The sequence below is a fragment of the Streptomyces altiplanensis genome (genome assembly GCF_053591575.1).
This window is the reverse complement of sequence record NZ_JBSFUB010000065.1, coordinates 1-22,381: the sequence shown is the minus strand read 5'-3', so window position 1 is coordinate 22,381 and position 22,381 is coordinate 1. Positions and strand designations below refer to the sequence as shown.

21 protein-coding genes and 1 pseudogene are annotated in these 22,381 nt (G+C 72.2%); 14 read left to right on the top strand and 8 right to left on the bottom strand.

Annotated features, from left to right (window positions below):
* The first annotated feature begins 8 nt into the window (after positions 1-8).
* Both ACWD0Y_RS24825 and ACWD0Y_RS24820 read left to right on the top strand, forming a co-directional pair.
* Complete coding sequence (locus ACWD0Y_RS24825) at positions 9-1,010, top strand: EamA family transporter (RefSeq protein ID WP_450262524.1); 1,002 nt, start codon at positions 9-11, stop codon at positions 1,008-1,010.
* Between the two features lie 161 nt (positions 1,011-1,171).
* Positions 1,172-2,143 (top strand): DMT family transporter, encoded by a 972-nt coding sequence (locus ACWD0Y_RS24820; RefSeq protein ID WP_450262523.1) that lies wholly within the window; start codon positions 1,172-1,174, stop codon positions 2,141-2,143.
* Positions 2,144-2,281: 138 nt separating this feature from the next.
* On the opposite strand, the gene ACWD0Y_RS24815 is transcribed toward ACWD0Y_RS24820, so the two are convergent.
* Positions 2,282-2,956, bottom strand: a complete 675-nt coding sequence (locus tag ACWD0Y_RS24815; protein ID WP_450262522.1) for a pyridoxamine 5'-phosphate oxidase family protein — start codon at positions 2,954-2,956, stop codon at positions 2,282-2,284.
* 23 nt (positions 2,957-2,979) lie between these two features.
* Between ACWD0Y_RS24815 and ACWD0Y_RS24810 the strand changes: the two genes are divergently transcribed.
* Positions 2,980-4,314 (top strand): aminotransferase class I/II-fold pyridoxal phosphate-dependent enzyme, encoded by a 1,335-nt coding sequence (locus tag ACWD0Y_RS24810; protein ID WP_450262521.1) that lies wholly within the window; start codon positions 2,980-2,982, stop codon positions 4,312-4,314.
* Here the strand turns inward: ACWD0Y_RS24810 and ACWD0Y_RS24805 are convergent.
* The gene (locus ACWD0Y_RS24805) at positions 4,305-5,315 is read right to left on the bottom strand and encodes a DMT family transporter (protein ID WP_450262520.1); all 1,011 of its coding nucleotides are present in this window, start codon (positions 5,313-5,315) and stop codon (positions 4,305-4,307) included. The genes ACWD0Y_RS24810 and ACWD0Y_RS24805 overlap by 10 nt on opposite strands.
* Before the next feature lie 74 nt (positions 5,316-5,389).
* Between ACWD0Y_RS24805 and ACWD0Y_RS24800 the strand changes: the two genes are divergently transcribed.
* Complete coding sequence (locus ACWD0Y_RS24800; RefSeq protein ID WP_450262519.1) at positions 5,390-6,298, top strand: LysR family transcriptional regulator; 909 nt, start codon at positions 5,390-5,392, stop codon at positions 6,296-6,298.
* Positions 6,299-6,387: 89 nt separating this feature from the next.
* On the opposite strand, the gene ACWD0Y_RS24795 is transcribed toward ACWD0Y_RS24800, so the two are convergent.
* Both ACWD0Y_RS24795 and ACWD0Y_RS24790 read right to left on the bottom strand, forming a co-directional pair.
* Entirely contained in the window at positions 6,388-6,861 is a 474-nt protein-coding gene (locus ACWD0Y_RS24795; RefSeq protein WP_450262518.1) for a Rieske (2Fe-2S) protein, read from the bottom strand.
* An 81-nt stretch (positions 6,862-6,942) separates the two neighbouring features.
* Complete coding sequence (locus tag ACWD0Y_RS24790; RefSeq protein ID WP_450262517.1) at positions 6,943-9,069, bottom strand: prolyl oligopeptidase family serine peptidase; 2,127 nt, start codon at positions 9,067-9,069, stop codon at positions 6,943-6,945.
* A gap of 333 nt (positions 9,070-9,402) precedes the next feature.
* Here ACWD0Y_RS24790 and ACWD0Y_RS24785 point away from each other — a divergent pair, with 333 nt between their 5' ends.
* Complete coding sequence (locus tag ACWD0Y_RS24785) at positions 9,403-10,146, top strand: class I SAM-dependent methyltransferase (protein WP_450262516.1); 744 nt, start codon at positions 9,403-9,405, stop codon at positions 10,144-10,146.
* 561 nt (positions 10,147-10,707) lie between these two features.
* On the opposite strand, the gene ACWD0Y_RS24780 is transcribed toward ACWD0Y_RS24785, so the two are convergent.
* Complete coding sequence (locus tag ACWD0Y_RS24780; RefSeq protein ID WP_450262515.1) at positions 10,708-11,697, bottom strand: hypothetical protein; 990 nt, start codon at positions 11,695-11,697, stop codon at positions 10,708-10,710.
* Positions 11,698-11,878: 181 nt separating this feature from the next.
* Between ACWD0Y_RS24780 and ACWD0Y_RS24775 the strand changes: the two genes are divergently transcribed.
* A complete protein-coding gene (locus tag ACWD0Y_RS24775; RefSeq protein WP_450262514.1) occupies positions 11,879-12,094 on the top strand; it encodes a heavy-metal-associated domain-containing protein in 216 nt (71 codons plus the stop codon).
* 28 nt (positions 12,095-12,122) lie between these two features.
* Positions 12,123-14,414, top strand: coding sequence for a heavy metal translocating P-type ATPase (locus ACWD0Y_RS24770; RefSeq protein WP_450262513.1), 2,292 nt, complete (start codon positions 12,123-12,125; stop codon positions 14,412-14,414).
* A 192-nt stretch (positions 14,415-14,606) separates the two neighbouring features.
* Here ACWD0Y_RS24770 and ACWD0Y_RS24765 read toward each other — a convergent pair whose 3' ends face one another.
* Both ACWD0Y_RS24765 and ACWD0Y_RS24760 read right to left on the bottom strand, forming a co-directional pair.
* A complete protein-coding gene (locus ACWD0Y_RS24765; RefSeq protein WP_450262512.1) occupies positions 14,607-14,903 on the bottom strand; it encodes a hypothetical protein in 297 nt (98 codons plus the stop codon).
* Complete coding sequence (locus tag ACWD0Y_RS24760) at positions 14,887-15,459, bottom strand: RNA polymerase sigma factor (RefSeq protein ID WP_450262511.1); 573 nt, start codon at positions 15,457-15,459, stop codon at positions 14,887-14,889. Before ACWD0Y_RS24760 ends, ACWD0Y_RS24765 begins: the two co-directional genes overlap by 17 nt.
* 357 nt (positions 15,460-15,816) lie before the next feature.
* Here ACWD0Y_RS24760 and ACWD0Y_RS24755 point away from each other — a divergent pair, with 357 nt between their 5' ends.
* The 6 genes from ACWD0Y_RS24755 (at position 15,817) to ACWD0Y_RS24730 (ending at position 21,257) form a co-directional block, all read left to right on the top strand.
* Complete coding sequence (locus ACWD0Y_RS24755; protein WP_093801970.1) at positions 15,817-16,698, top strand: HipA family kinase; 882 nt, start codon at positions 15,817-15,819, stop codon at positions 16,696-16,698.
* On the top strand, positions 16,695-17,081 hold the full coding sequence (locus ACWD0Y_RS24750; protein ID WP_450262510.1) for a DUF3037 domain-containing protein: 387 nt from the start codon (positions 16,695-16,697) through the stop codon (positions 17,079-17,081). Before ACWD0Y_RS24755 ends, ACWD0Y_RS24750 begins: the two co-directional genes overlap by 4 nt.
* Before the next feature lie 164 nt (positions 17,082-17,245).
* Positions 17,246-18,007, top strand: coding sequence for a 3-oxoacyl-ACP reductase FabG (gene fabG, locus ACWD0Y_RS24745; RefSeq protein WP_450262509.1), 762 nt, complete (start codon positions 17,246-17,248; stop codon positions 18,005-18,007).
* A gap of 30 nt (positions 18,008-18,037) precedes the next feature.
* The gene (locus tag ACWD0Y_RS24740) at positions 18,038-18,805 is read left to right on the top strand and encodes an SDR family oxidoreductase (protein WP_450262508.1); all 768 of its coding nucleotides are present in this window, start codon (positions 18,038-18,040) and stop codon (positions 18,803-18,805) included.
* A 119-nt stretch (positions 18,806-18,924) separates the two neighbouring features.
* Positions 18,925-20,505, top strand: coding sequence for an ABC transporter substrate-binding protein (locus ACWD0Y_RS24735; RefSeq protein WP_450262507.1), 1,581 nt, complete (start codon positions 18,925-18,927; stop codon positions 20,503-20,505).
* Between the two features lie 68 nt (positions 20,506-20,573).
* Positions 20,574-21,257, top strand: coding sequence for a uracil-DNA glycosylase (locus ACWD0Y_RS24730; RefSeq protein WP_450262506.1), 684 nt, complete (start codon positions 20,574-20,576; stop codon positions 21,255-21,257).
* A 33-nt stretch (positions 21,258-21,290) separates the two neighbouring features.
* Here the strand turns inward: ACWD0Y_RS24730 and ACWD0Y_RS24725 are convergent.
* Positions 21,291-21,584 (bottom strand): annotated as a pseudogene (locus ACWD0Y_RS24725) (DUF3224 domain-containing protein); the annotation flags it as partial.
* Between the two features lie 107 nt (positions 21,585-21,691).
* Between ACWD0Y_RS24725 and ACWD0Y_RS24720 the strand changes: the two are divergent.
* Positions 21,692-22,165 carry a hypothetical protein gene (locus ACWD0Y_RS24720; protein WP_450262505.1) on the top strand — a complete coding sequence of 158 codons (474 nt, stop codon included), beginning with the start codon at positions 21,692-21,694 and terminating at the stop codon, positions 22,163-22,165.
* Positions 22,166-22,381: the final 216 nt, after the last annotated feature.

The window sequence follows — 22,381 nt, the reverse complement described above, 5'->3', positions numbered from 1 at the left end:
ATGTGCCGATGCAAGCGTCTCAGGGGAGGAGCGCCGGCCTGGGACTTGCCCTGGCATCGGCGTTCGCATTCGGTGGTTCGGGTGTCGCGGCCAAGCCGCTGATCGAAGCGGGGCTCGACCCGCTGCACGTGGTGTGGCTGCGCGTGACCGGTGCCGCGCTCGTCATGCTGCCCGTGGCCTGGCGCCACCGCGCCCTGCTGCTGCGCAGACCCGCTCTGCTCGCCGGTTTCGGCCTGCTCGCGGTCGCCGGTGTGCAGGCCTTCTACTTCGCCTCGCTGTCCCGGATCCCCGTCGGCGTCGCCCTGCTCATCGAATATCTCGCCCCCGCGCTCGTGCTCGGCTGGGTCCGCTTCGTGCAGCGCAGACCGGTGACGCGCGCCGCGGCGGTGGGTGTGGTGCTGGCCGTCGGGGGCCTGGCCTGCGTCGTCGAGGTGTGGGCGGGGCTGAGTTTCGACGCGCTCGGGCTGCTGTTCGCGCTCGGCGCCGCCTGCTGCCAGGTCGGCTACTTCGTCCTGTCCGACCAGGGCAGCACCGGCGACGACGCGGCCGACCCGCTCGGCGTCATCGCGTACGGACTGCTCATCGGCGCCGCGGTGCTGACCGTCGTGGCGCGGCCCTGGGGCATGGACTGGTCCCTGCTCGCGGGGAGCGCGGAGATGGGCGGGGCGGACGTGCCGGCCGCGCTGCTGCTCGGCTGGATCGTACTGATCGCCACCGTCCTCGCGTACGTCACGGGCGTGGTCTCGGTGCGCAGGCTGTCGCCGCAGGTGGCCGGTGTGGTCGCCTGCCTGGAGGCGGTCATCGCGACCGTACTGGCGTGGGTGCTGCTGCGTGAGCACCTGTCCGCGCCGCAGATCATCGGCGGAGCCGTGGTGCTCGTCGGCGCCTTCATCGCCCAGTCGTCGGCGCCCAGGGCACCGGGCGGGCCCGTAGCGGGCGGGCCCGCGCGGGCGGGCGCGGATCTCCACCAGGCGGACGGGGAGTTGTCCGCCGAGCGGTCCGCGTCATAGGGTGACGATCATGCATTCGACTGTGCTTTCGCCTCCCGCCGCGTAACGCGGGCGGCACTTCCCAAGACGAAGACCGGGCTCGGGCAGTCCCCGAGCGGTTCGTCGCTGCCCGCGTGCGGAGCCGAGCGACCACCTGTCCCGTCTTCACGCGGAGAAGTCACGTGTCGAAATCTTCCTGTTCTTCCCCTGCCCTGCCCGTCCGGCGTGGCCTGATCTATCTGATCGTCGCCGGAACGGCCTGGGGCACCGCGGGAGCGGCCGCCTCACTGACCTTCCTGGCCAGTGACCTCGGGCCGCTCGCGCTGTCCTTCTGGCGCTGCGCCGGCGGGCTGGTGCTGCTCGTGGCCGTCCGCGCGCTGCGCCGCCGCCCGGCCGTCGCGGCGACCGCGCCCGCGGAGCCCCGCAGGCGGCGGCTGACGCGCATCCTCGTCACCGGTCTGGGGCTCACGGTCTTCCAGAGCGCGTACTTCGCGGCCGTCCAGGCGACCGGGCTCGCCGTCGGCACCGTCGTCACCATGGGCGCGGCGCCGGTACTGGTCGCGCTGGGGGCGCGGCTGACCATGGGGGAGCGGCTGGGACGCGCCGGGACGCTCACCGTGGCGGGTGCGCTCGCCGGGCTCGCCGTGATGGTGCTGGGCAGTGGCGGTACGTCGGTGCGGCCCGTCGGCGTGCTCTTCGCGCTGCTGTCCGCTGCCGGGTACGCCGCCATGACGCTGCTGACGCGCCGGCTCGGGCGTGACGGGGGCGGGGCCGACCCGTTCGCGACGACCGCGTGGGCGTTCGCGATCTGCTCGCTGTGCCTGCTGCCGTTCGCGGCCGCCGAAGGCCTGCTGCCGCACACCGCGGATCCGGTGCGGGTGCTGTGGCTGCTGGTGTACGTGGCGGCGGTGCCGACGGCGCTCGCGTACGCCCTGTACTTCGCGGGAGCGGCTGTCGTCCGGTCCGCGACCGTCTCGGTGATCACGCTGCTCGAACCGGTGAGCGCCGCCGTCATCGCGGTCGTCCTGCTGGGTGAGCACCTGGCGCCGGCCACCGTGGCGGGGACGCTGCTGCTGCTCGCAGCGGTGGTGGGGCTCGCGGTCGCGGAGGCCAGGACCGCCGCGCTGGGCCGCAGGGCCGCCGTTCTCGTGTAGGGGACAGCGGCCGGACAGTGCTGAGAGCGGGGCGGATTCTTCCCGCCCCGCCCTCGGATCTGCCCGGCCGCCCCTGGCCGAGGAGCCGCTCGGCCCCCTCGGCGCGCCCGCCGGCTCCCGCACGCGGCGGACAGCTCCTCAGAGGGTGGTGAGGTAGTCGGGCAGGGCGACGGCCGGATCGAGGTCGTCCGCCGGAACCGGCGCGCCGTAGCCGCGGACGAGCGGGACGACACCCGCCCAGTGGGGGAGCGAGGCGTCCTCGGGGTCGTCGTTGGGGCCGCCGGTGCGGATCTTCGCGGAGACCTCCTCCAGGTCGAGGCGGATCACGGCGGTCGCGGCGAGCTCCTTGGCGTCGGCCGGGCGCGAGTCGTGGGAGCGGCCGGGGACGACGTGGTCGACCAGCGCGTCCAGGGCGGTGCGGCGCTCTCCCTCGTCCACGACCTCGCGGGCGATGCCGTGGACCACCACGGACCGGTAGTTGATGGAGTGGTGGAAGGCGGAGCGGGCCAGGACGAGGCCGTCGACGTGGGTGACGGTCAGGCAGACGGCGAGACCGGGATCGCTCTGGCGGGCCGTGCGCAGGGGGCGGGAGCCCGTGGAACCGTGCACGTAGAGGCGGTCGCCGATCCGGCCGTAGAGCGTCGGCAGGACGACCGGGGCGCCGTCGCGGACGAAGCCGAGGTGGCAGACGTAACCCTCGTCGAGTATCGCGTGCACCAGCTCGCGGTCGTAGGAGGCACGCTCCCGTGAACGCGTCGGGACGGTGCGCTCGGAAGGCGTGTAGGAGCTGGTGTCCGGCATTGCTTTCTCCATTGCACTAGTGCATAGTTGTCTTTGTGCTAGGAGAATATCGGATCAGTGGGCGGCGCGCATCGGAGATTGCCGCGAGTGTGGAGCGCGCGGTGGGCACCGGGGACCTTTCCCCCGGGCAACTCCTCCCGCCGATGCGGGAGTTGGCGGGCGAGCTCGGAGTCAATCCGAATACGGTCGCGGCCGCGTACCGCACCCTGCGCGAACGCGGAGTGATCGAGACGTCCGGCCGCCGCGGCAGCCGGGTGCGTTCCCGCCCGGCCAGTACGGCGCGCGATTCCCTCAGGGCCGACGTGCCGCCCGGCGTGCGCGACCTGAGCCAGGGGAACCCCGATCCCGCGCTGCTGCCGCCGCTCCACGACGCGTTCGCCGCCGCGGCGCGGTACAACGCGCGGCGGCCCGGACTGTACGGGCAGGAGCCCGTGGACCCGGAGTTCGCGCGGCTCGCGCGGGCCGCGTTCGACGCGGACGGAGTGCCGGAGGGCCCGGTCGCCGTCACCTCGGGGTCGCTGGACGCGATCGAGCGCGTACTGGCCGCGCACCTGAAACCGGGGGACGTGGTCGCGGTCGAGGACCCGGGGTGGGGCAGTCTGCTCGACCTCGTCCCCGCGCTCGGGCTGAGCGCCGTACCGGTCGCGCTCGACGACGACGGGCCGCTGCCCGGCGAGGTCGAGCGGGCACTCCGGGGCGGGGCCAGGGCGCTCGTCGTCACCGACCGGGCACAGAATCCGACCGGTGCGGCGGTGGGCGCGGCGCGCGCCGAGGAACTGCGCGCGGTCCTGGCGGCGTACCCCGGAGTGCTGCTCATCGAGGACGACCACGGGCACGCCATCGTCGACCTGCCGCTGCATCCGCTCGCGGGCGTGACGGACCACTGGGCGTTCGTGCGGTCCGTCGCTAAGGCGTACGGGCCGGACCTGCGGCTCGCGATGGCGACCGGCGACCCGGTCACGGTGGACCGGGTGGCGGGGCGTCAGCGGCTCGGCCCCGGCTGGGTCAGCCGGCTGCTGCAGCGTGCCGTCGTGGACCTGTGGGAGACGGGCGCCGTGGACGTCCGCGCCGTCTCGCGTGCGTACGCCGAGCGGCGGGACGCGCTGGTGCGGGCGCTGGCGGAGCGGGGGATCGAGGCGCACGGGCGCAGCGGCCTGAACGTCTGGGTGCCGGTGGCGGACGAGACGGGGGTGGTGGCGCGGCTGCTGCACTCGGGGTGGGCGGTCGCACCGGGCGCGCGGTTCCGGATGTCCGCGCCGCCCGGCGTACGCCTGACCGTCTCGGCGATGTCGGCGGGTGACATCGGTCCGGTCGCCGACGCCGTCGCGTCGGCGGCCGGGCCCTCGCCGGCGGCCAGGCGCTACGTCTGACGTGCGGCGCCCCCGCGCCGGCTCCGGTTCCGGCTGCCGCTCCGGGCCCGGCTCTGGGTGAGTGCGGCGCCCGCGAGGACGACGAGGGCGCCGACCGGAGTGTTCCAGCTGAGGTGCTCGCCCAGCAGCGTGACGCCCGCGACGGTGGCGATCACCGGGACGAAGTACGTGACCATCTGCGCGGTCGTCGGGCCGACCTCGGCGACCAGGCCGTACTGGATGAGCATCGCGAGGCCGGTCCCGAGAGCGCCGAGGGCCACCACCGCGAGCAGCGGAACGACCGGGAACGACCGGGGCATGGTCGTGAACAGCGGGGTGACCACGGCCAGCTGGACGGTGCCGAGGAGAAGCTGCGCGCCGGTCATGGAGAGGGCGGAGCCGCCACTGCCCGCGAGGGTGCGGCGCAGGTAGATCCAGCCGACCGGGTAGCTGAGGGAGGCCAGCAGGGCCATCGCCGTTCCGCCGAAGTCCAGTCCCGAGAATCCCTGCCAGGCGCCGAGCACGGTCAGTACGCCGATGAAACCGATGCCGAGTCCCGCGACGCGGCGGCGGTTCGGGCGGTCCTCCGAGAGCGCGACCACCGAGAGCGCCATGCCCCACAGCGGCGATGTGGCGTTGCAGATGCCGGCGAGCGTCGAGGGGATCGTCAGCTCGGAGTAGGCGAAGAGCGAGAACGGCAGGGCGTTGAGGAAGAACGCGGCGACGGTGAGGTGACCCCAGGTCCGGGCACCGCGCGGCAGTCCCACCCGCTTCACGGCCATCGCGACGGCGAGGACGGCCGTACCGAACACCAGGCGGCCGAGAGTGACCTGGAAGGGGGCGTACGCCTGCGTGCCGACCTTGATGAGCAGGAAGCTGAAGCCCCAGATGAGCGCGAGCACCGCGAAACGGATGCGCCAGTCCAGGGCGGGTCGGCGGGCGGGCGCGGCAGGGCTGCCGGGTGCGGCAGGGGCGTCGGCGGCGGTGGGCGGTGCGGCGCGGGGTGTGGAGGCGGGGCTCATGGTGTTTACCCTGGCCCGCCCAACCTCTTAGAACAAGCGAGATTTAATGGATCCCATCACTTAGCATTGCTTACATGTTGAATCTGGAGCGGTTGCGTACGCTCGACGCCCTGGCCCGGCACGGCTCGGTCAGCGGCGCGGCCGAGGGCCTGCATGTGACCACATCCGCGGTCTCCCAGCAGATGGCCAAGCTGGAACGCGAGGTCGGCCAGCCCCTGCTCGCCAAGAACGGCCGGGGCGTCCGCCTCACCGACGCCGGACGGCTGCTCGCCGACCACGCCGCCCGCATCCTCTCCCAGGTCGAACTGGCCCAGTCCGACATCGAGGCGCAGCGGGGCCGTGTCGTCGGTGAACTCGCGGTGGCCGCCTTCCCCACGGCGGCCCGCGGTCTGCTGCCGGCGGCCCTCGCGGCGCTGCGCGCTGAACACCCGCAACTGCGGGCGCGGATGCGGGAGATGGAGCCCGACGAGTCGGTGCGCGCCGTCCTGCGGGGCGACTTCGACCTGGCCGTCGTACTCGACTGGTACAACAAGCCGCTCTCCATGCCCGAAGGGCTCGCGAAGCAGGAGCTGCTCCACGATCCCGCCGACGTCGCCGTGCACGTCGACCACCCCCTCGCCGGCCGGACCGCGGTGGACCTGGAGGAGTTCGCCGACGACGACTGGGTCACCTGGGCGGAGGGCGAGTTCTGCCACGAGTGGCTGATGTTCACGCTGCGCGGCAAGGGCGTCGAACCCCGGATCGCGCACGTCGCGGAGGAGCACGCCACCCAGCTCGCACTGATCGCCGAGGGGCTCGGGGTGTGCGTGGCGCCCCGGCTGGGGCGCGGACCCGTGCCGGACCGGGTGCGCGTCGTACCGGTGCGGCACGCGATGCGGCGGCACGTGTACGCCGTCTGGCGCGCCGACGCCGACCGGCGGCCTTCCATCCGTGCGGCGGTCGATGCGCTGGTCGCGGCGGGCGCGGCGGTGGTGGGGCAGTGACGTGACCGGACGGGCCGGGCCGGTCGCTGCCGACGGCCACGACCGGCCGGGCGTCCTTCCGCGGCTGCGCCGGGCGGAGCCCGCCCGGGTCAGGCGAGGGTGATCGTGTCGCCCTCGACCTTGATGGCGGCGGCGGGCAGCGGCTGCTTCGCCGGGCCGCCCTTCACGCTGCCGTCCGAAGCGTCGAACGTGCTGTTGTGGCAGGGGCAGTTGATCGTCCCGTTCGAGACGTCCTTGACCGCGCAGCCCTGATGGGTGCACTTCGACGAGAACGCCTTGAACTGCCCCGCGGTGGGCTGCGTGACGACCAGCCCCTGGTCGGCGAAGACCTTGCCGCCGCCCTCCGGGATGTCGGTGGTCTTCGCGAGCACGGCGCCCGTGGCGGAGCCGCCCGCGCCACTGCCGCCCGTGCCGCCCGCCGGTTCCTCGACCGCGGTGCCGGCCGGACTGTCGCTGCCGGAGCCGCCGCACGCCGTCAGCGCCGCGGCGGCTCCGACGGCGCCCGCCGCGGCGACGACCGTACGGCGGCCGATCAGCCGCGCTTCCACCTGAGACCTCGCCATGCCGGCACTCCCCTTCGACGACTGGCCGCGCGTTGTCGGACGCGGTTGTACGGGGTTGTACGGGGGAGCGGGCCGCGCTGTTCAGCACCCGAGCGATTTCTTCAGGAAGTCGAGTTCCAGCAGCAGCAGTCTGTCCGCGACGCCCTCCTCGGTGACCAGGTGTCCCGACCCGGGCAGCGGCAGGACGGTGTGCGGCCGCCCGGCGGCGAGAAGCGCCGCCGAGAAGCGCAGCATGTGGGCCGGCAGCACGTTGTCGTCCGCCATGCCGTGGACCAGCATCAGCGGCCGCGTCAGCTTGCCGGCGTGCTCGACCAGTGAGCAGCGTTCGTAGTTCTCGGGCAGTACGCCGGGGTGGCCGAGGTAGCGCTCCTTCCAGTGCGTGTCGTAGAGCCGCAGATCGGTGGGCGCCGCGCCCGCGACGGCCGCGTGGAAGACGTCGGGACGGTGCAGTACGGCGCCCGCCGCCAGGTAGCCGCCGAAGGACCAGCCCCGGATCCCCACCCGCTCCAGGTCGAGGTCGGCGCAGTGCCCGGCCGCCGCGTGCAACGCGTCGACCTGGTCCTCCAGCACGGGCGTCAGCTGATCGCCGTGGATGCTCTTCTCCCATGCGACGCCGCGCCCCGGCGTACCGCGCCCGTCCGTCATCAGCACGGCGAACCCTTGCTCGGCCCACCACTGGCCCACGGCCGTCCACCACGTGCGGGCCCTGACGGCCAACTGCACCCCGGGGCCGCCGTACGGGCTGAGCAGGACGGGCAGACTGCCCGACCCCGGCTCGTGCCACGACGGGAGGAAGAGCAGGCTCCGCAGCTCGCGCCCGCCGAGCGAGAGACGGACCGGCCGGGGCGTGACCAGCGGCTCCTCGGCGCGTACGGCGATGTGCCCGGCGGGCTTGCCGTCGCGCAGCACGGTCACGGTGTGCCCCTCGGGCGTCATGCTGTCGAGTACGACCGTGCCGCCCCCGGCGGCGGCCGTGTGGACGCCGGGGCCCTCGCTCAGCCGGACGAACCCCGAGTCCGGTCCGTACGACCAGACGTGCACCTCCGTCGGCTCGTCGCTCGCGGTGAAGAGGACCCGTTCGCCGAGGGTGCACAGCACTTCGCGCACGTTCAGTCCGGGCGGCGTGACCGCGGCGCGCCCGGCCGTCCTCAGGCCCCGGACGTCACCTCCCGGCGGCACGAACGCCAGGACGGGGGAGCCGGAGGCCGTGCGCGCCGGGGCGCCGGGGACGAGCTCCAGCCATGCCCCGTCGCGCTGCGTGTGCAGTGGAGAGGTCTCACCGGTCGCCGGGTCGACGCCCATCAGAGACGCCGTGCGCTGGTCCCTCGTCTGTACGTTCACGAACGGGCCGGCGGCGTCCCACCCGGCCGCGACGACGTACTCGAAGGCCGTGTCCGTCCACCGGCCCTGCATGTGGTGCTCCGGGTCGGCGCCGGCGGGTGTCCGTACCGCGACACGTTCGCCGTCCACTCGTACGACGTGCATCGTGGTTTCGGCGTTGGCCGTTCCCGCCGCCGGATACGGGAAGGCCCGCGGTGCGTTCCCGGGACGCGCGGGGTCACCGATGTACCACCGCTGCACCATCGACGTGTCCACGCGCGCGACGAGCAGCGCATCGCTGTCCGGCGACCACCAGTAGCCGCGCATCCGGCCGATCGACTCCGCCGCCACATGGTCCGCGAGCCCGTACGTCACTTCGGCGTTCTCGGGAGCGGCCAGCAGCCGGTCCTCGGTGCCGTCGGTGCGCACGACGCGCAGGGCGCCCCCGGTGACGTACGCGACGAGCGTTCCGTCCGGGGAGGGCCGCGGATCGACCGCCGGGCCCGCCGTCGGGATGCGGCGCGGGGCGGCTCCCTCGGTGTCCCCGTCCCCGTCCGCCCGTACGGTCCAGAGCTCGCCCCCCAGGGTGTACGCCACGACGCGGACCTCGCGGTCGGTCGCGTACGCCACCACGCCCCGGGACGTTTCGCGGGCCCGCTCCCTGCGGATCCGCTCCGCCTCGGGAACGTCGCCGGCGCCCCGGGGCCCGGCCAGGACCCGCTCGTTCCCGTCCTCGTACAGCCACAGCCTGCTGACCGGGTCGTCACCCGCGTCCGACCGTACGAACAGCACGCGCCCGCCGTCGGGCGAGACGGTGAAACGGCGGGGGACGCCGAGCGAGAAGCGGCGCGTGCGGGCGAACTGGCGAGGAAAACCCTGGGCGTTCATCCGGGCACTCTAAGAGCCGCCGTAAGGGGTCTTCGACAGCATGGCTTCGTCCGCGATGGTTCACGAGAAGTGGCAGCGCGGGCGGGCACACGGCGCGCCGGGCCCGTCCGGGGGGAGAAGAACGTTGAATTGTGAAAGATGAAGGTTATGGGCGGTTTACGGGGCGGTGTTGGGTGATAGGAGGGTCACCCGGTCAACTTCTTTGTGTCATCTGCCAGTACGGCGGTCAGACAGGGCGGAGGAGACTTTCCGTCACGACCGCGGCCAGGCGAGCCTCTGGTGCCGGAGGGCCGGCGTGGCACGTACAGGACGAAGCACAGGAGGGGGCGGCACATGGGCGTGCAGCAGTACGACGGGATCGGCGAGGCCTTCGAGGGGTTCAAGTCCCTGCCGCTGATGCGTTACGGGGAGGTGCCGAGCTTCCTGGGCATGGTCGGGGACGTGAGCGGCAAGTCGGTTCTCGACCTGGCGTGCGGCACCGGTTTCTACAGCAGGGAGTTCAAGCGGCGCGGCGCCACGGATGTCCTCGGAGTCGACATCTCCGTCGAGATGATCGCCGCCGCGCAGAAGATCGAGCAGCGTGAACCGCTGGACGTGCGCTACGAGGTCGGTGACGTGGCCGAGCTGCGGCCTCTCGACCGGCGCTTCGACGTCGCGGTGGCAGTGCAGTGCCTCAACTACGCCGAGGACATCGCGACGATGGAGCGGATGTGCCGCAACATCCACCGGAGCCTGGTGCCGGGCGGAGAGTTCTTCGTGCTCGCCCAGAAGCCCGACTACCGGTTCGACTGTCCGTCCCTGGACAAGTACGGGTTCCTCTGCGAGCCGACCGGCGGGGAAATCGAGACGGGTCCGGGGGTGCGGGTCACGGCCCTCCTCGATCCGCAGCCAATCAGCATCGTCACCACGGCCCCGCGCCGCGAGGTCTACGAGGAGTGTCTGCGGGCGGCCGGGTTCAACGGGGTGGAGTGGGTTCCGCTGCGGGTGTCCGAAGCCGGCATCCGTGAGTTCGGCGAGGACTTCTGGGCGGACCTCCTCGCGAACCCGCCGCTGGAGATGCTGCGCTGCCGTGCCTGACCGGCGGGCCGCCGCCCGGACAGGCGTCGGCGGGGCGCCGGCCGGAGCGTGCGGGGGTCCGGCCGGCCCTGGCGGGCGCTTCGGCCCGGGCCCGCAGGCGACGACGGCCAGGACCTGCTTGCCTGCCTTGTTCGTCTTGTCCGCGGCGGTGCGGCAAGTCGACGACCGCGCTGCGGCGTCAGGGCGCGGACCCGGTCCGTGAGGCAGGCTCCGGGGCTGCCGCCGGAGGGCCGGGTCCCGCCGGCCGCCGCGTACCGGCGCACGCACCTGACGCTGTGGCGGCCGGTCCCGCTGTACGGGGTCCCGGAGTCCGCGGCCGACCGCATCACCGGGCGCTTCGGTCCCCTGCTCGCGCTCCGGCCCCGTGAAAGGGGTCCGCGCGGACGCCATGCTCATCGTGGACGGCGCCCTGGCGCCCACCCCTGGCCATACCGGCCGCCGAACGGTCCCAGGACTGCCGGTCTTCACGGACCGCCGGGCCGCCCTCGACACCGACAGCCGCCTGATCGTCGTGGCCGGCCGAACCGCGGCACGGCTTGTGGGCCGGGGCCGCGTGACCGGTCAGTGCTCGTGACCCGGGGATTCCTGCTCGTGCTGGCCGGCGGCCGGCTTGGAATCCCCGGCCGGCTCGGAGTCCCCGGCCCCCTTCCCCTTTCCGGCCTCGACGGTGAAGGCGGCGGTGCGGACTCTGCCCTCGTGCCGGAAGTCGAGGAAGAGCCGGTACGTCCCCGCGCTCGGCGCTGTCGCCGTGAAGGAGATCTCCGGACCGGGCTCGGTGGTGCCGTCGCCGGGCTCGCCGTTGGGGTGGACGTGGAGGTAGGCGAGGTCGCCGGAGCGCAGGGCGACGAGGTGGCCGTACGCGCCCAGGTAGGGCTGGAGATCGGTGACCGGCTTGCCGTCCTTGGCGACGTTCAGCTGGAGCTCGCCGCTCCTTCCGGGGCGTAGTCCGCCGGTGAGGGTGACCTCGTACCCGTCGACCTCGGCGGTGGAGGCGGGAGCGGGCAGGGGGGCGGGAGCGTACGTGCCCGGGACGGCGAGGTCGGCGCCGAGCGTCACTCCCGCAGCCCCCTTCTTCGCGGGCTTGAAGTCGGCGAAGGCCCGGTAGCCGCCGGCCGCGGGCAGGCCGGCGGACGTGCTCCAGGTGCCGTCCGCGGCGCGCGTCGGGTGGAGGTGGCGGTAGACGGTCAGGTCGCGCGAGACGACGATGAAGTGCAGCTCCTTGCCGTGTTCGCGCTCGTACGCGGTGACCTTCCGGCCGTTCTCGTCCTGGATGGAGAAGCGGAGCCTCGTGCGGTCCCCGGCGGCGACCCGGGGAGTTTCGAGGGCGAGGGTGTAGCCGCCCTCGGAGATCTGCAGACCACCGGCCGGCGCGGTCCGGTGCCTCCCGTGCCCGCCGCCTTCGGCGGCTTCCTTCTTCTCCTCGTGCTCGCCGTGCGCCGCGGGCTGCTCGCCCCCGACGACGGGATCGACGCCCTTGCCCACGCCGTACGCGGTACCGAACGTCGCGGCGAGCGCGGCGGTGAAGGCGGTGATCTTCAGGCCCGTGTTCATGACGGTCTCCTTGGGTGATACGGGCCGCCGATGAGAGCGGCTTATGCATTTCAAGATACCCCTAGGGGGTATTAAGTCAACCACGGCCCGGTACTTGCGCGGTATGGGGGTGGGGGGTATACATGGAGTCGTCGAAGATACCCCCATAGGGTATGTGGGTTTCTCGGAGGAGGAGGACGTCATGTCGCGGTACCCGACCGTCTACAAGACCGACGGTGTCCACAGCGGCCACTGCGAGGCCGTCGTCAGCAAGGCGCTCGGGGAGCTGGAGGGTGTCGTGGCGGTCCGGTTCGGCCTCTCCACCGGCCGGGCCACGGTCACCACCACCGAACCCGACGACGCCCTGATCGCGGAGAAGGCCGACGACGCCGGATACGGCTTCGTCGGCCGCGCCTGACCCCCGTCCACCACCCCGAGGAGCAGACATGACTACCACCAGCGCGGCCGCCACCACCGCGGCCGCCACCGGCGCCGGAGCCGAGGTCGAACTCGCCATCGGCGGCATGACCTGTGCCTCGTGCGCGGCGCGCATCGAGAAGAAGCTGAACCGGATGGACGGTGTCGAGGCCACCGTGAACTACGCCACCGAGAAGGCGAAGGTCACCTACCGGGGCGAGGACGTCTCCGTGCGGGACCTGATCGCGACGGTGGAGGCCACCGGCTACACGGCGAAGGAGCCGGCCCCGGTACGGGCGGCCGAGGAGCCCGGCGCCGGGGAGGCGCCGGCGGCGGACGAGGACGAGCTGCGGCCGCTGCGGCAGCGGCTGGTCACCGCGACCGTCCTCGCCGTGCCGGTCATCGCGATGGCGATGGTCCCCGCGCTGCAGATCGAGTTCTGGCAGTGGCTGTCGCTCACGCTGGCCGCCCCGGTCGTCACGTACGCCGCCTGGCCCTTCCACCGCGCCGCGTGGACCAACGCCAAGCACGGCGCGGCGACGATGGACACCCTGATCTCGGTCGGCACGTCGGCGGCTTTCCTGTGGTCGCTGTGGGCGCTGTTCTTCGGTACGGCCGGCACCCCCGGCATGACGCACCCCTTCGAGTTCACGATCGCCCGCAGCGACGGCGCCGGGAACATCTACCTGGAGGCGGCGGCCGGCGTCACCGCGTTCATCCTGGCCGGGCGTTACTTCGAGGCCCGCTCCAAGCGCAAGGCGGGCGCCGCCCTCAAGGCCCTGCTGGAGCTCGGCGCGAAGGAGGTCACCGTCCTGCGTGACGGCCGCGAGCACCTGATGGCCACGGCGGACTTGCAGGCCGGGGACCGCTTCCTGGTCCGCCCGGGCGAGAAGATCGCCACCGACGGCACGGTCGTCGAGGGCACCTCCGCCGTCGACGCCGCGATGCTCACCGGCGAGTCCGTGCCCGTCGAGGTCGCTCCCGGCGACACCGTCACCGGCGCCACCCTCAACGCCGGGGGCCGCCTGGTCGTCGAGGCCACCCGCGTCGGCGCCGACACCCAGCTCGCCCGGATGGCCAGGCTGGTGGAGGACGCCCAGAACGGCAAGGCCGCCGCCCAGCGCCTCGCCGACAGGATCTCCGCCGTCTTCGTCCCGGTCGTCATCGCCCTGGCACTGGGCACGCTCGGTTTCTGGCTCGGCAACGGCTCCGGCCTGACCGCCGCGTTCACCGCCGCCGTGGCCGTCCTGATCATCGCCTGCCCCTGCGCGCTGGGCCTGGCCACGCCGACCGCTCTCATGGTCGGCACCGGCCGCGGCGCCCAGCTCGGCATCCTGATCAAGGGCCCGGAGGTCCTGGAGACCACCCGCAAGGTCGACACGATCGTCCTCGACAAGACCGGCACCGTCACCACCGGCAAGATGACCCTGCTCGCCGTCCACACCGCCCCCACCACCACCGAGGCCGAGGTACTGCGCCTGGCGGGCGCCCTGGAGCACGCCTCCGAGCACCCGGTCGCCCGGGCCGTCGCCGCCGGAGCCGCCGAGCGCACCGGCGCCCTGCCCACGCCCGAGGACTTCGCGAACGTACCCGGACTCGGCGTCCAGGGCGTCGTCGAGGGCCACGCGGTCCTCGTCGGCCGCACCCGGCTGCTCGCCGAATGGGCCATGACCCTGCCCGTGGAACTGGAGCGCGCCAAGGCGGCGGCCGAGGCGGCCGGGCGTACCGCGATCGCGGTGGCCTGGGACGGCGAGGCCCGCGCCGTCCTGGAGGTCGCCGACGCGGTCAAGGACACCAGCGCGGAAGCCGTCCGCCGACTGCGCGCCCTGGGGCTGACCCCGATCCTGCTCACCGGCGACAACCAGGCCGTCGCCCAGTCCGTCGCCCGCGAGGTCGGCATCGACGAAGTGATCGCCGAGGTCATGCCCGAGGACAAGGCCGACGTCGTCAAGAAGCTCCAGGACCGGGGGCGCAGCGTGGCCATGGTCGGCGACGGTGTCAACGACGCCGCCGCACTCGCCCGGGCCGACCTCGGACTGGCCATGGGCACCGGAACCGACGCCGCCATCGAAGCCGGCGACCTCACCCTCGTACGGGGCGACCTGCTCGCCGCCGCCGACGCCATCCGCCTCTCCCGCAAGACCCTGTCCACCATCAAGTCGAACCTCTTCTGGGCCTTCGCCTACAACGTCGCCGCCCTGCCCCTGGCCGCCTCCGGCCTCCTCAACCCGATGATCGCCGGAGCCGCCATGGCCTTCTCCTCCGTCTTCGTCGTCGGCAACTCCCTGCGCCTGCGCGGCTTCAAGGCCGCCACCGGCTGAGGATTAGGGGCAGGGGGCAACCGCCCTTGTACGAAGGACAGTCAGCGGACAGCCGGACACTCGGCGCAGAAACGGCCCGAGCGCCTGGCGGAGCAGCACCACCTCCGCCGCTCCGGTTCCGCGGACCTTCGTACCGGGGCGGCCCTGTCCCCACGGCGGTCGTCCTGCCCACGTCCGGGCGTCCCTCGAAGCTCAGCGGGGCCCACGGGCGTGGCTCTCATGGCCGGCGGCCGTCAGCTTGCACTGTCCGTCCTCGCAGGAACGTCGCAGACGGCCCTTTGAGAGGGTCTGCATCAATCCGACCGCCCAGCACATCGGGCACCCGCGCAGCGCCAGCGCGCCGGCCGGCAACAGCAGCAAGCTGACCGGTCCGACCACTGGAATCAGCGTGAAGGAGCCGATCAGCCCGCCGAACCCCACCACGCCACGGGCCAGGTGGCGGGGCAGGGACGTACTCGCGAAGTCGGGTCCCTCAGCGGTCGTTCTCATGGGCGTTCCCCTCGGGAGCCGGGCCGGGTGCGGCGCGCAGTGTGTGCCGAACGGCCGCGCGGGCCCGGTGCAGACGCGACTTCATCGCGGCCGTGGTCAGGCCCAGCGCGTCGGCGACCACCTGTCCGCCGTGGCCCTGGATGTCTCGCATGATCAGCACGCGGCGCTGGTCGACGGGCAGAGCGGCGACGGCTGCCGCCACCTTGCCCGCTTCCAGGCGGTGCAGGACCTCCTCCTCGGCCGAAGGCACGGCGACGTCCTGCTGCGGCGCGTGGTCCCGAAGCATCGTCCGCGCGCGCCGCAGGCACTCGTTGCGGACGATGCGGAACATCCACGACGCCAGAGCCCCGGACGCCCGCAGCATTCCGATCCTGCGGTACAGGATGAGCAGTGCTTCCTGCGCGGCGTCCTCGGCGTCTTCGGGAGTGACGCAGAGGGAGCGGGCGAACCTCCGGACGTTCGGGTGCGAGCCCGACACCAGCGAAGCGAGCGCATCGACATCACCACCCTGCGCGGCGAGGATCAGCTGCTCGCCGGGCCAGGTCGAGTCAGCCACGTGCCCGGCCTCGTGTGCGCAGCACGACGAAGCTGCATGTGCAGACCAGCAGTACTCCGACGCCGACAGCGATTCCCACGATCACGACAACCTCCGGTTCCTGTGCCGGCGTTCTGCGGGCACGGGTATAAGAGGCGCCGGCCCCTCAAAAGGATTCAGACCGTACTGTCCGGCGAGCCGTGAGCACTCGCGCCACGAACACCGCGGCAGCCCGGCGCCGTTCCCGCCGGCGCGGAGCATTCCGCCGGCCGGAACTCCCCGGATTCCCCCAGGGCCGGCCGGGGGGATTACCCAGGCTGTACGGCCCTGCTCCCGATCCATGGATCTCCAGGGAGCCAAGCCGTATAGCCTGGGGAAATGCTCACCGAAGTCACCGCGACCCGCTATGTCACGCCCCTGCGGGAGGGCGGATCGCTGCCCGGGATCGTCGAGGCCGACGACCTGGGCACGTACGTCATGAAATTCACCGGCGCGGGACAGGGCCGCAAGACCCTGGTCGCCGAAGTCGTCTGCGGGGAACTGGCCCGCAGGCTCGGGCTGCGCGTCCCCGAACTGGTCACCATCCAGCTCGATCCGGTCATCGGTCTGGCCGAGCCGGACCAGGAGGTCCAGGAACTGCTCAAGGCGAGCGGCGGGCTGAACCTCGGAATGGACTACCTGCCCGGCTCGATCGGCTTCGACCCGCTCGCGTACGAGGTGGATCCGGCCGAGGCGGGCCGGGTGGTGTGGTTCGACGCGCTGATCAACAACGTCGACCGCTCCTGGCGCAACCCCAACATGCTCGTCTGGCACGGGGACCTCTGGCTCATCGACCACGGCGCCACCATGATCTGGCACCACAACTGGCCGACCGCCCGGAGCGCGTCCGCGAAGCCGTACAACGCCTCGGACCACGTCCTCGCGCCCTTCGGCCCCGACATCGCGGCCGCGGCCGCCGAGCTCGCGCCGCTGGTCACCGAGGAACTGCTGACCGAGGTCGCCGCCGAGGTGCCGGCCGAGTGGCTGGTAGACGAGCCCGGCTTCGAGAGCACCGAGGAGCTCCGCCGCGCGTACGTCGACGCGCTGCTGCCGCGCGCCGCGACGATCCACGACCGGATCACCCTCGGCGCGCCGACCAAGGACAGGCCTTCGCAGGCTCCCGGCTGGCTGGCGGACCGCCTGGCGCCGCGGCCGCACCCGGCCGAGCAGGGCGAGAAGACCGAGCGGGCCGAGCAGGGCGAGAAGGACGGCGGCAAGTGAGCACCGAGCGGGACGTCTTCGAATACGCGCTGGTGCGCGTCGTGCCGCGCGTGGAGCGCGGCGAAATGTTCAACGCGGGCGTGCTCGTCTACTGCCGCGCCAAGTCCTTCGTCGCGGCCAGGACGCACCTGGACGAGACCAAGCTGAAGGCGCTGGATCCCGGCGCCGACGTAGCGGGCGTACGGGCCGCCCTGCGCGCCGTGGAAGGCGTCTGCGGAGGCGGGGACGGGGCAGGGCAGGCGGCGGGCGACGACGCGGGCCGGCGCTTTCGCTGGCTGATCGCGCCGCGCAGCACCGTCGTGCAGCCGGGGCCCGTGCACACGGGGCTGACGGCCGATCCCGGGGCCGAGGTCGAGCGTCTGCTCGATCTGCTGGTGCGGTGATCTGCGCTACTGATTCCCCGGGTCGTTCCCCGGGCCGTTGACACCGCGTGCCATCGCTTCTAGCGTCACGTCTGCTGAAGCTACTAAGCGGTTGCTCAGTGATCGGGAGATCACTCCCGGTCGACCTGGCTGCGCGGCCGCACCCGAGGGCGAGGAGAACCAGCATGTCCACCACCGAGCAGCGCGTCGCGATCGTGACCGGGGCGGCGCGCGGCATTGGCGCCGCCACCGCGGTCCGTCTGGCGGCAGAGGGCCGCGCCGTCGCCGTACTCGACCTCGACGAGGCCGCGTGCAAGGACACCGTCGAGAAGATCACCGCGGCGGGCGGCACCGCCCTCGCCGTCGGCTGTGACGTCTCCGACAGCGCCCAGGTCGAGGCCGCCGTCGCCCGTGTCGTCACCGAGCTCGGTGCGCCGACGATCCTCGTGAACAACGCGGGCGTCCTGCGCGACAACCTGCTCTTCAAGATGAGCGAGTCCGACTGGGACACCGTGGTGAACGTGCACCTCAAGGGCGCGTTCCTGATGGCCAAGGCCTGCCAGAAGCACATGGTGGACGCCGCGTTCGGGCGTATCGTCAGCCTCTCCAGCTCCTCGGCGCTCGGCAACCGGGGCCAGGCGAACTACTCCGCCGTCAAGGCCGGTCTGCAGGGCTTCACCAAGACCCTCGCCAAGGAGCTCGGCAAGTTCGGCATCACGGCCAACGCCGTCGCGCCCGGCTTCATCGTCACCGAGATGACCGCGCAGACCGCTGCCCGCGTGGGCATGGGCTTCGAGGAGTTCCAGGCCGCGGCCGCCACCCAGATCCCGGTGCAGCGCGTGGGCAGGCCGGAGGACATCGCCAACGCCATCGCCTTCTTCACGGGCGAGGACGCCGGCTTCGTCTCCGGCCAGGTCATGTACGTCGCCGGTGGCCCGCTCAACTGACGCCGCCCAACGGACGAGGGACTGAGGAACATGGCTGCTGAGGCAGAGGTACGGGACAGCGGGAAGGTCGCGCTCATCACGGGCGCGAGCCGCGGCATCGGTTACGGCGTCGCCGAGGCGCTCGTCGCCCGCGGCGACCGGGTGTGCATCACCGGCCGGAACGAGGACGCGCTCAAGGAGGCCGTGGAGAAGCTCGGCGCGGACCGGGTGATCGGCGTCGCGGGCAAGGCCCACGACGAGGCGCACCAGGCGGTCGCCGTCGAGCGCGCCATGGAGGCGTTCGGCCGGGTCGACTTCCTGATCAACAACGCCGGCACGAACCCGGTCTTCGGACCGATCGCGGAGCTGGACCTCGGGGTCGCCCGCAAGACGTACGAGACCAATGTGATCTCCGCGCTCGGGTTCGCGCAGCAGACCTGGAAGGCGTGGCAGAAGGAGAACGGCGGGGCGATCGTCAACATCGCCTCGGTCGCCGGAATCTCCGCCTCGCCCTTCATCGGCGCGTACGGTATGAGCAAGGCGGCGATGGTCAACCTGACCCTCCAGCTGGCGCACGAGTTCGCGCCGGCCGTACGGGTCAACGCGATCGCGCCCGCCGTGGTGAAGACCAAGTTCGCCCAGGCGCTCTACGAGGGCCGCGAGGCGGAGGCCGCCGCGGCGTACCCGCTGGGACGGCTCGGCGTTCCCGAGGACATCGGGGGAGCCGCCGCCTTCCTCACCTCGGACCAGTCGGACTGGGTCACGGGACAGACCCTGGTGGTCGACGGCGGGATCTTCCTGAACGCCGGCGTCGGCTGAGTCGCTTTACTCCGCTTTTACTCTGGATTGTTCCCAAGTGCCCTGCCGGGTCTGCCCGTTGACCCGGCAGGGCACTGCGGTATGGTCTGCCGACCCATGGCTGATCGAGGAGCGTGCACGTGTTCAACCGGACCAGACGTCTGCAGTCCACTGCGGCCCTTGCGTCCATATCCCTGTTGACCGGATGCGGGGTGCTGTCCGGTGACCAGTCCGATACGGAGCAGAAACTCGCTGTCGGTACGACGAGCACGCCCAGCACGCTCGACCCGGCCGGCGCGTGGGACGGCTCCTGGGAGCTGTACCGGAACGTCTTCCAGACGCTGGTCAGCTACCCCGTGGGCAGCGCCGCACCGGAACCCGACGCCGCCGAGAAGTGCTCCTTCACGGACGGCTCGAACGAGGTGTACAGCTGCACGCTCCGGGAGGGCCTCACCTTCTCCGACGGGACCAAGCTCGACGCCGCGGCCGCGAAGTACTCGATCGACCGTATTTCCGCGATCGGCGCGGAGGGCGGTCCCAGCGGGCTCCTGACCAGCCTGGACAGGGTCGAGACGAGCGGTGACCGGAAGATCACCTTTCACCTCAACAAGCCGGACGCCACCTTCCCGTTCGTTCTCGCGACGCCCGCGATGTCCCTCGTGAGCCCCGCGGACTACCCGAAGAACAAGCTCCGCGAGGGCCACGGGCTGACCGGCTCGGGCCCGTACAACCTCGCGTCGTACGAGCCGGACAAGGCCGCCGAGCTGGTGAAGAACCCCAAGTACGACGGGTTCGCCGAGCTCAAGAACGATGCCGTCACGATCCGCTACTTCAAGGACTCCGCCCTGATGGTGGAAGCGCTGAAGAAGAAGGAGATCGACGCGACGTTCCGCGGTCTGACCGCGGAGCAGGTCATCGACCTGCAGGACCAGCCGAAGGAGAAGGCGCTCCAGGTCGTCGAGGCCGTCGGCGCCGAGATCCGCTACCTGGTGTTCAACCCCGAGGACTCGGCCGCGCGCAATCCCGCGGTCCGCCGGGCCATCGCCCAGGTGATCGACCGGGGCGCTCTCGTCGACAAGGTCTACAAGGGCACCGCGGAGCCCCTCTACTCGATGATTCCGAGCGGTGTCGCGGGACACGCGACCAGCTTCTTCGACACCTACGGCGAACCGAACGTGCCGAAGGCGCGGAACATGCTGGCCGAGGCGGGCATCACCGAGCCCGTCCCGCTCACCTTCTGGTACACCTCCGACCGGTACGGATCGGCCACCGCGCTGGAGTTCGCCGAGCTGAAGCGGCAGCTGGACGCGTCCGGACTGTTCCGGATCACGCTCAAGCACCGCCCCTGGAACACGTTCCAGAAGGGGTACCAGAAGGGCGAGTTCCCGGTCTTCGGCCGCGGCTGGTCCCCCGACTTCCCGGACCCGGACAACTTCGTCGCTCCCTTCGTCGGCGAGAACAACGCCGTCGGTACGCCGTACGAGACGCCCGAGATCACGGCCAGCCTGCTGCCGAAGACGCGGCAGGAGAGCGACCGCGCCGCGGTGGGAGAGCAGTTCGGGCGCGCCCAGGAGATCCTGCTCAAGGACGTCCGCCTGCTGCCGCTGTGGCAGGGCAAGCTGTACGTCGCCGCCTCCGACGACATCGCGGGCGCCGAACGGGCGCTGGACCCGCAGACGATCATGCAGGTGTGGCAGTTGCACAGAAAGACCAGCTGGTAGCGGCCGCTGTCAGTGGCCGCGGGTAAGTTCTCCGGTGAAGAGCTGATCGCTTATCGGAGGTTGTTGACGTGACCGACACCGACATGCTGCCCGAGTCCTGGCGCGGCGTCCTCGGGGACGAGCTGCAGAAGCCCTATTTCAAGGAGCTCACCGAGTTCGTCGAGAAGGAGCGGGAGAACGGGCCGGTCTACCCGCCGCGCGAAGAGGTCTTCGCCGCCCTGGACGCCACGCCGTACGACCGGGTGAAGGTCCTGATCCTCGGACAGGACCCCTACCACGGCGAGGGCCAGGGCCACGGCCTGTGCTTCTCGGTGCGGCCGGGCGTCAAGGTGCCGCCGTCCCTGCGGAACATCTTCAAGGAGATGAACGCGGAGCTGGGCACCCCGGTCCCGGACAACGGATATCTGATGCCGTGGGCGGAGCAGGGCGTCCTGCTGCTCAACGCCGTACTGACGGTGCGGGCCGGCGAGGCCAACTCCCACAAGGGCAAGGGGTGGGAGAAGTTCACGGACGCGGTGATCCGCGCCGTGGCCTCGCGGCCCGACCCGGCGGTCTTCGTGCTCTGGGGCAATTACGCGCAGAAGAAGCTTCCGCTGATCGACGAGGAGCGGCACGCGGTGGTGAAGGGCGCGCACCCCTCGCCGCTGTCGGCGAAGAAGTTCTTCGGGTCCCGCCCCTTCACGCAGATCAACGAGGCGGTCGCCGCCCAGGGCCACCAGCCCATCGACTGGACCCTGCCGAACCTGGGCTGACCGGCCCGGCCGGCCCAGGGCGTAGGTGAAGGCGCACGGGACGGCCGGCTCGCCGGGGCGAGCGGTGCGGCCCGTCCCGCTCAGCCCGGCCGGTCCGCCGGTGCCCGGGCCCGGCGCCACCTCGAAGGTGCAGTGGACGACGTTGTCGCCGAAGGCGGCCCGTTCCCCGACGGCGAACGTTCCCTCGCGGCCGGCCGGGACCGTACTCGTACTGCGCGTCGAGGCGCTGCCCGTGGCGCTGGGGGCCTGCTGGGGCTGGAGGCCGAGGCGCCGGGCCCGCCGGAACCGCGCGCGGAGGCGGCCCGCACGGTCACCGGCCTGGCTCAGCGGGGCCAGGGCGCCGCCCGAGCCTGAGCCCGATTGCCAGTGACGGGGTCTAGCGTCGGGACCGTCGGTATTGGCTGTGCGTGTGCGGGCGACAGGAGAACACGGCGATGGAGCAGCAGGAGACGTCCGAGGACGCCACGATGGTGCGGATCGGGCAGGCGGTCATGCTTCTCCACGCCGGCGACCGCGAGGAGGCGCGCAACCGCCTCGGCGAGCTGTGGGCGGAGATCGGTGAGGGCGGCGACGCCTTCCACCGCTGCACACTGGCTCACTACATGGCGGACACGCAGGACGACGCCGGTGACGAACTGGCGTGGGACCTGAGGGCACTGGCCGCCGCCGACGGGCTGACCGACGAGCGGGTGACCCGGCACGACTCCTCGGTCGCGGTGCGCGGGTTCTATCCCTCGCTCCATCTCAACCTCGCCGCCGACTACCTGAAACTGCGCCGTCCGGACGCCGCGCGCACCCATCTGATGCGGGCGCGGGCGGTGTCCGACGCGCTGGGGGACGACGGCTACGGGGACGGTGTGCGGGCGGCTATCGACCGCCTTGAGCGGAGGCTCTCGGAAGAGGGATGAGCGGGGCAGGGGCGGCGGAGGCCGGTCAATGCCCGTACGTCTCACGGCAGATGCGGGCCTCGGTGCTGCCGGGACGCCAGCCGCCGTACCCCTCGCCGAGCGCGCACACGTCCGTGCCCGCGCCCGTGGCGGGAGCGGGTCGTCCCCGTACTCCTCGTCGGCGGGCTCGGGGCCGGGCCGCAGCCGGTCGTCCCCCGTCTCCGCATCCCGGCTTTC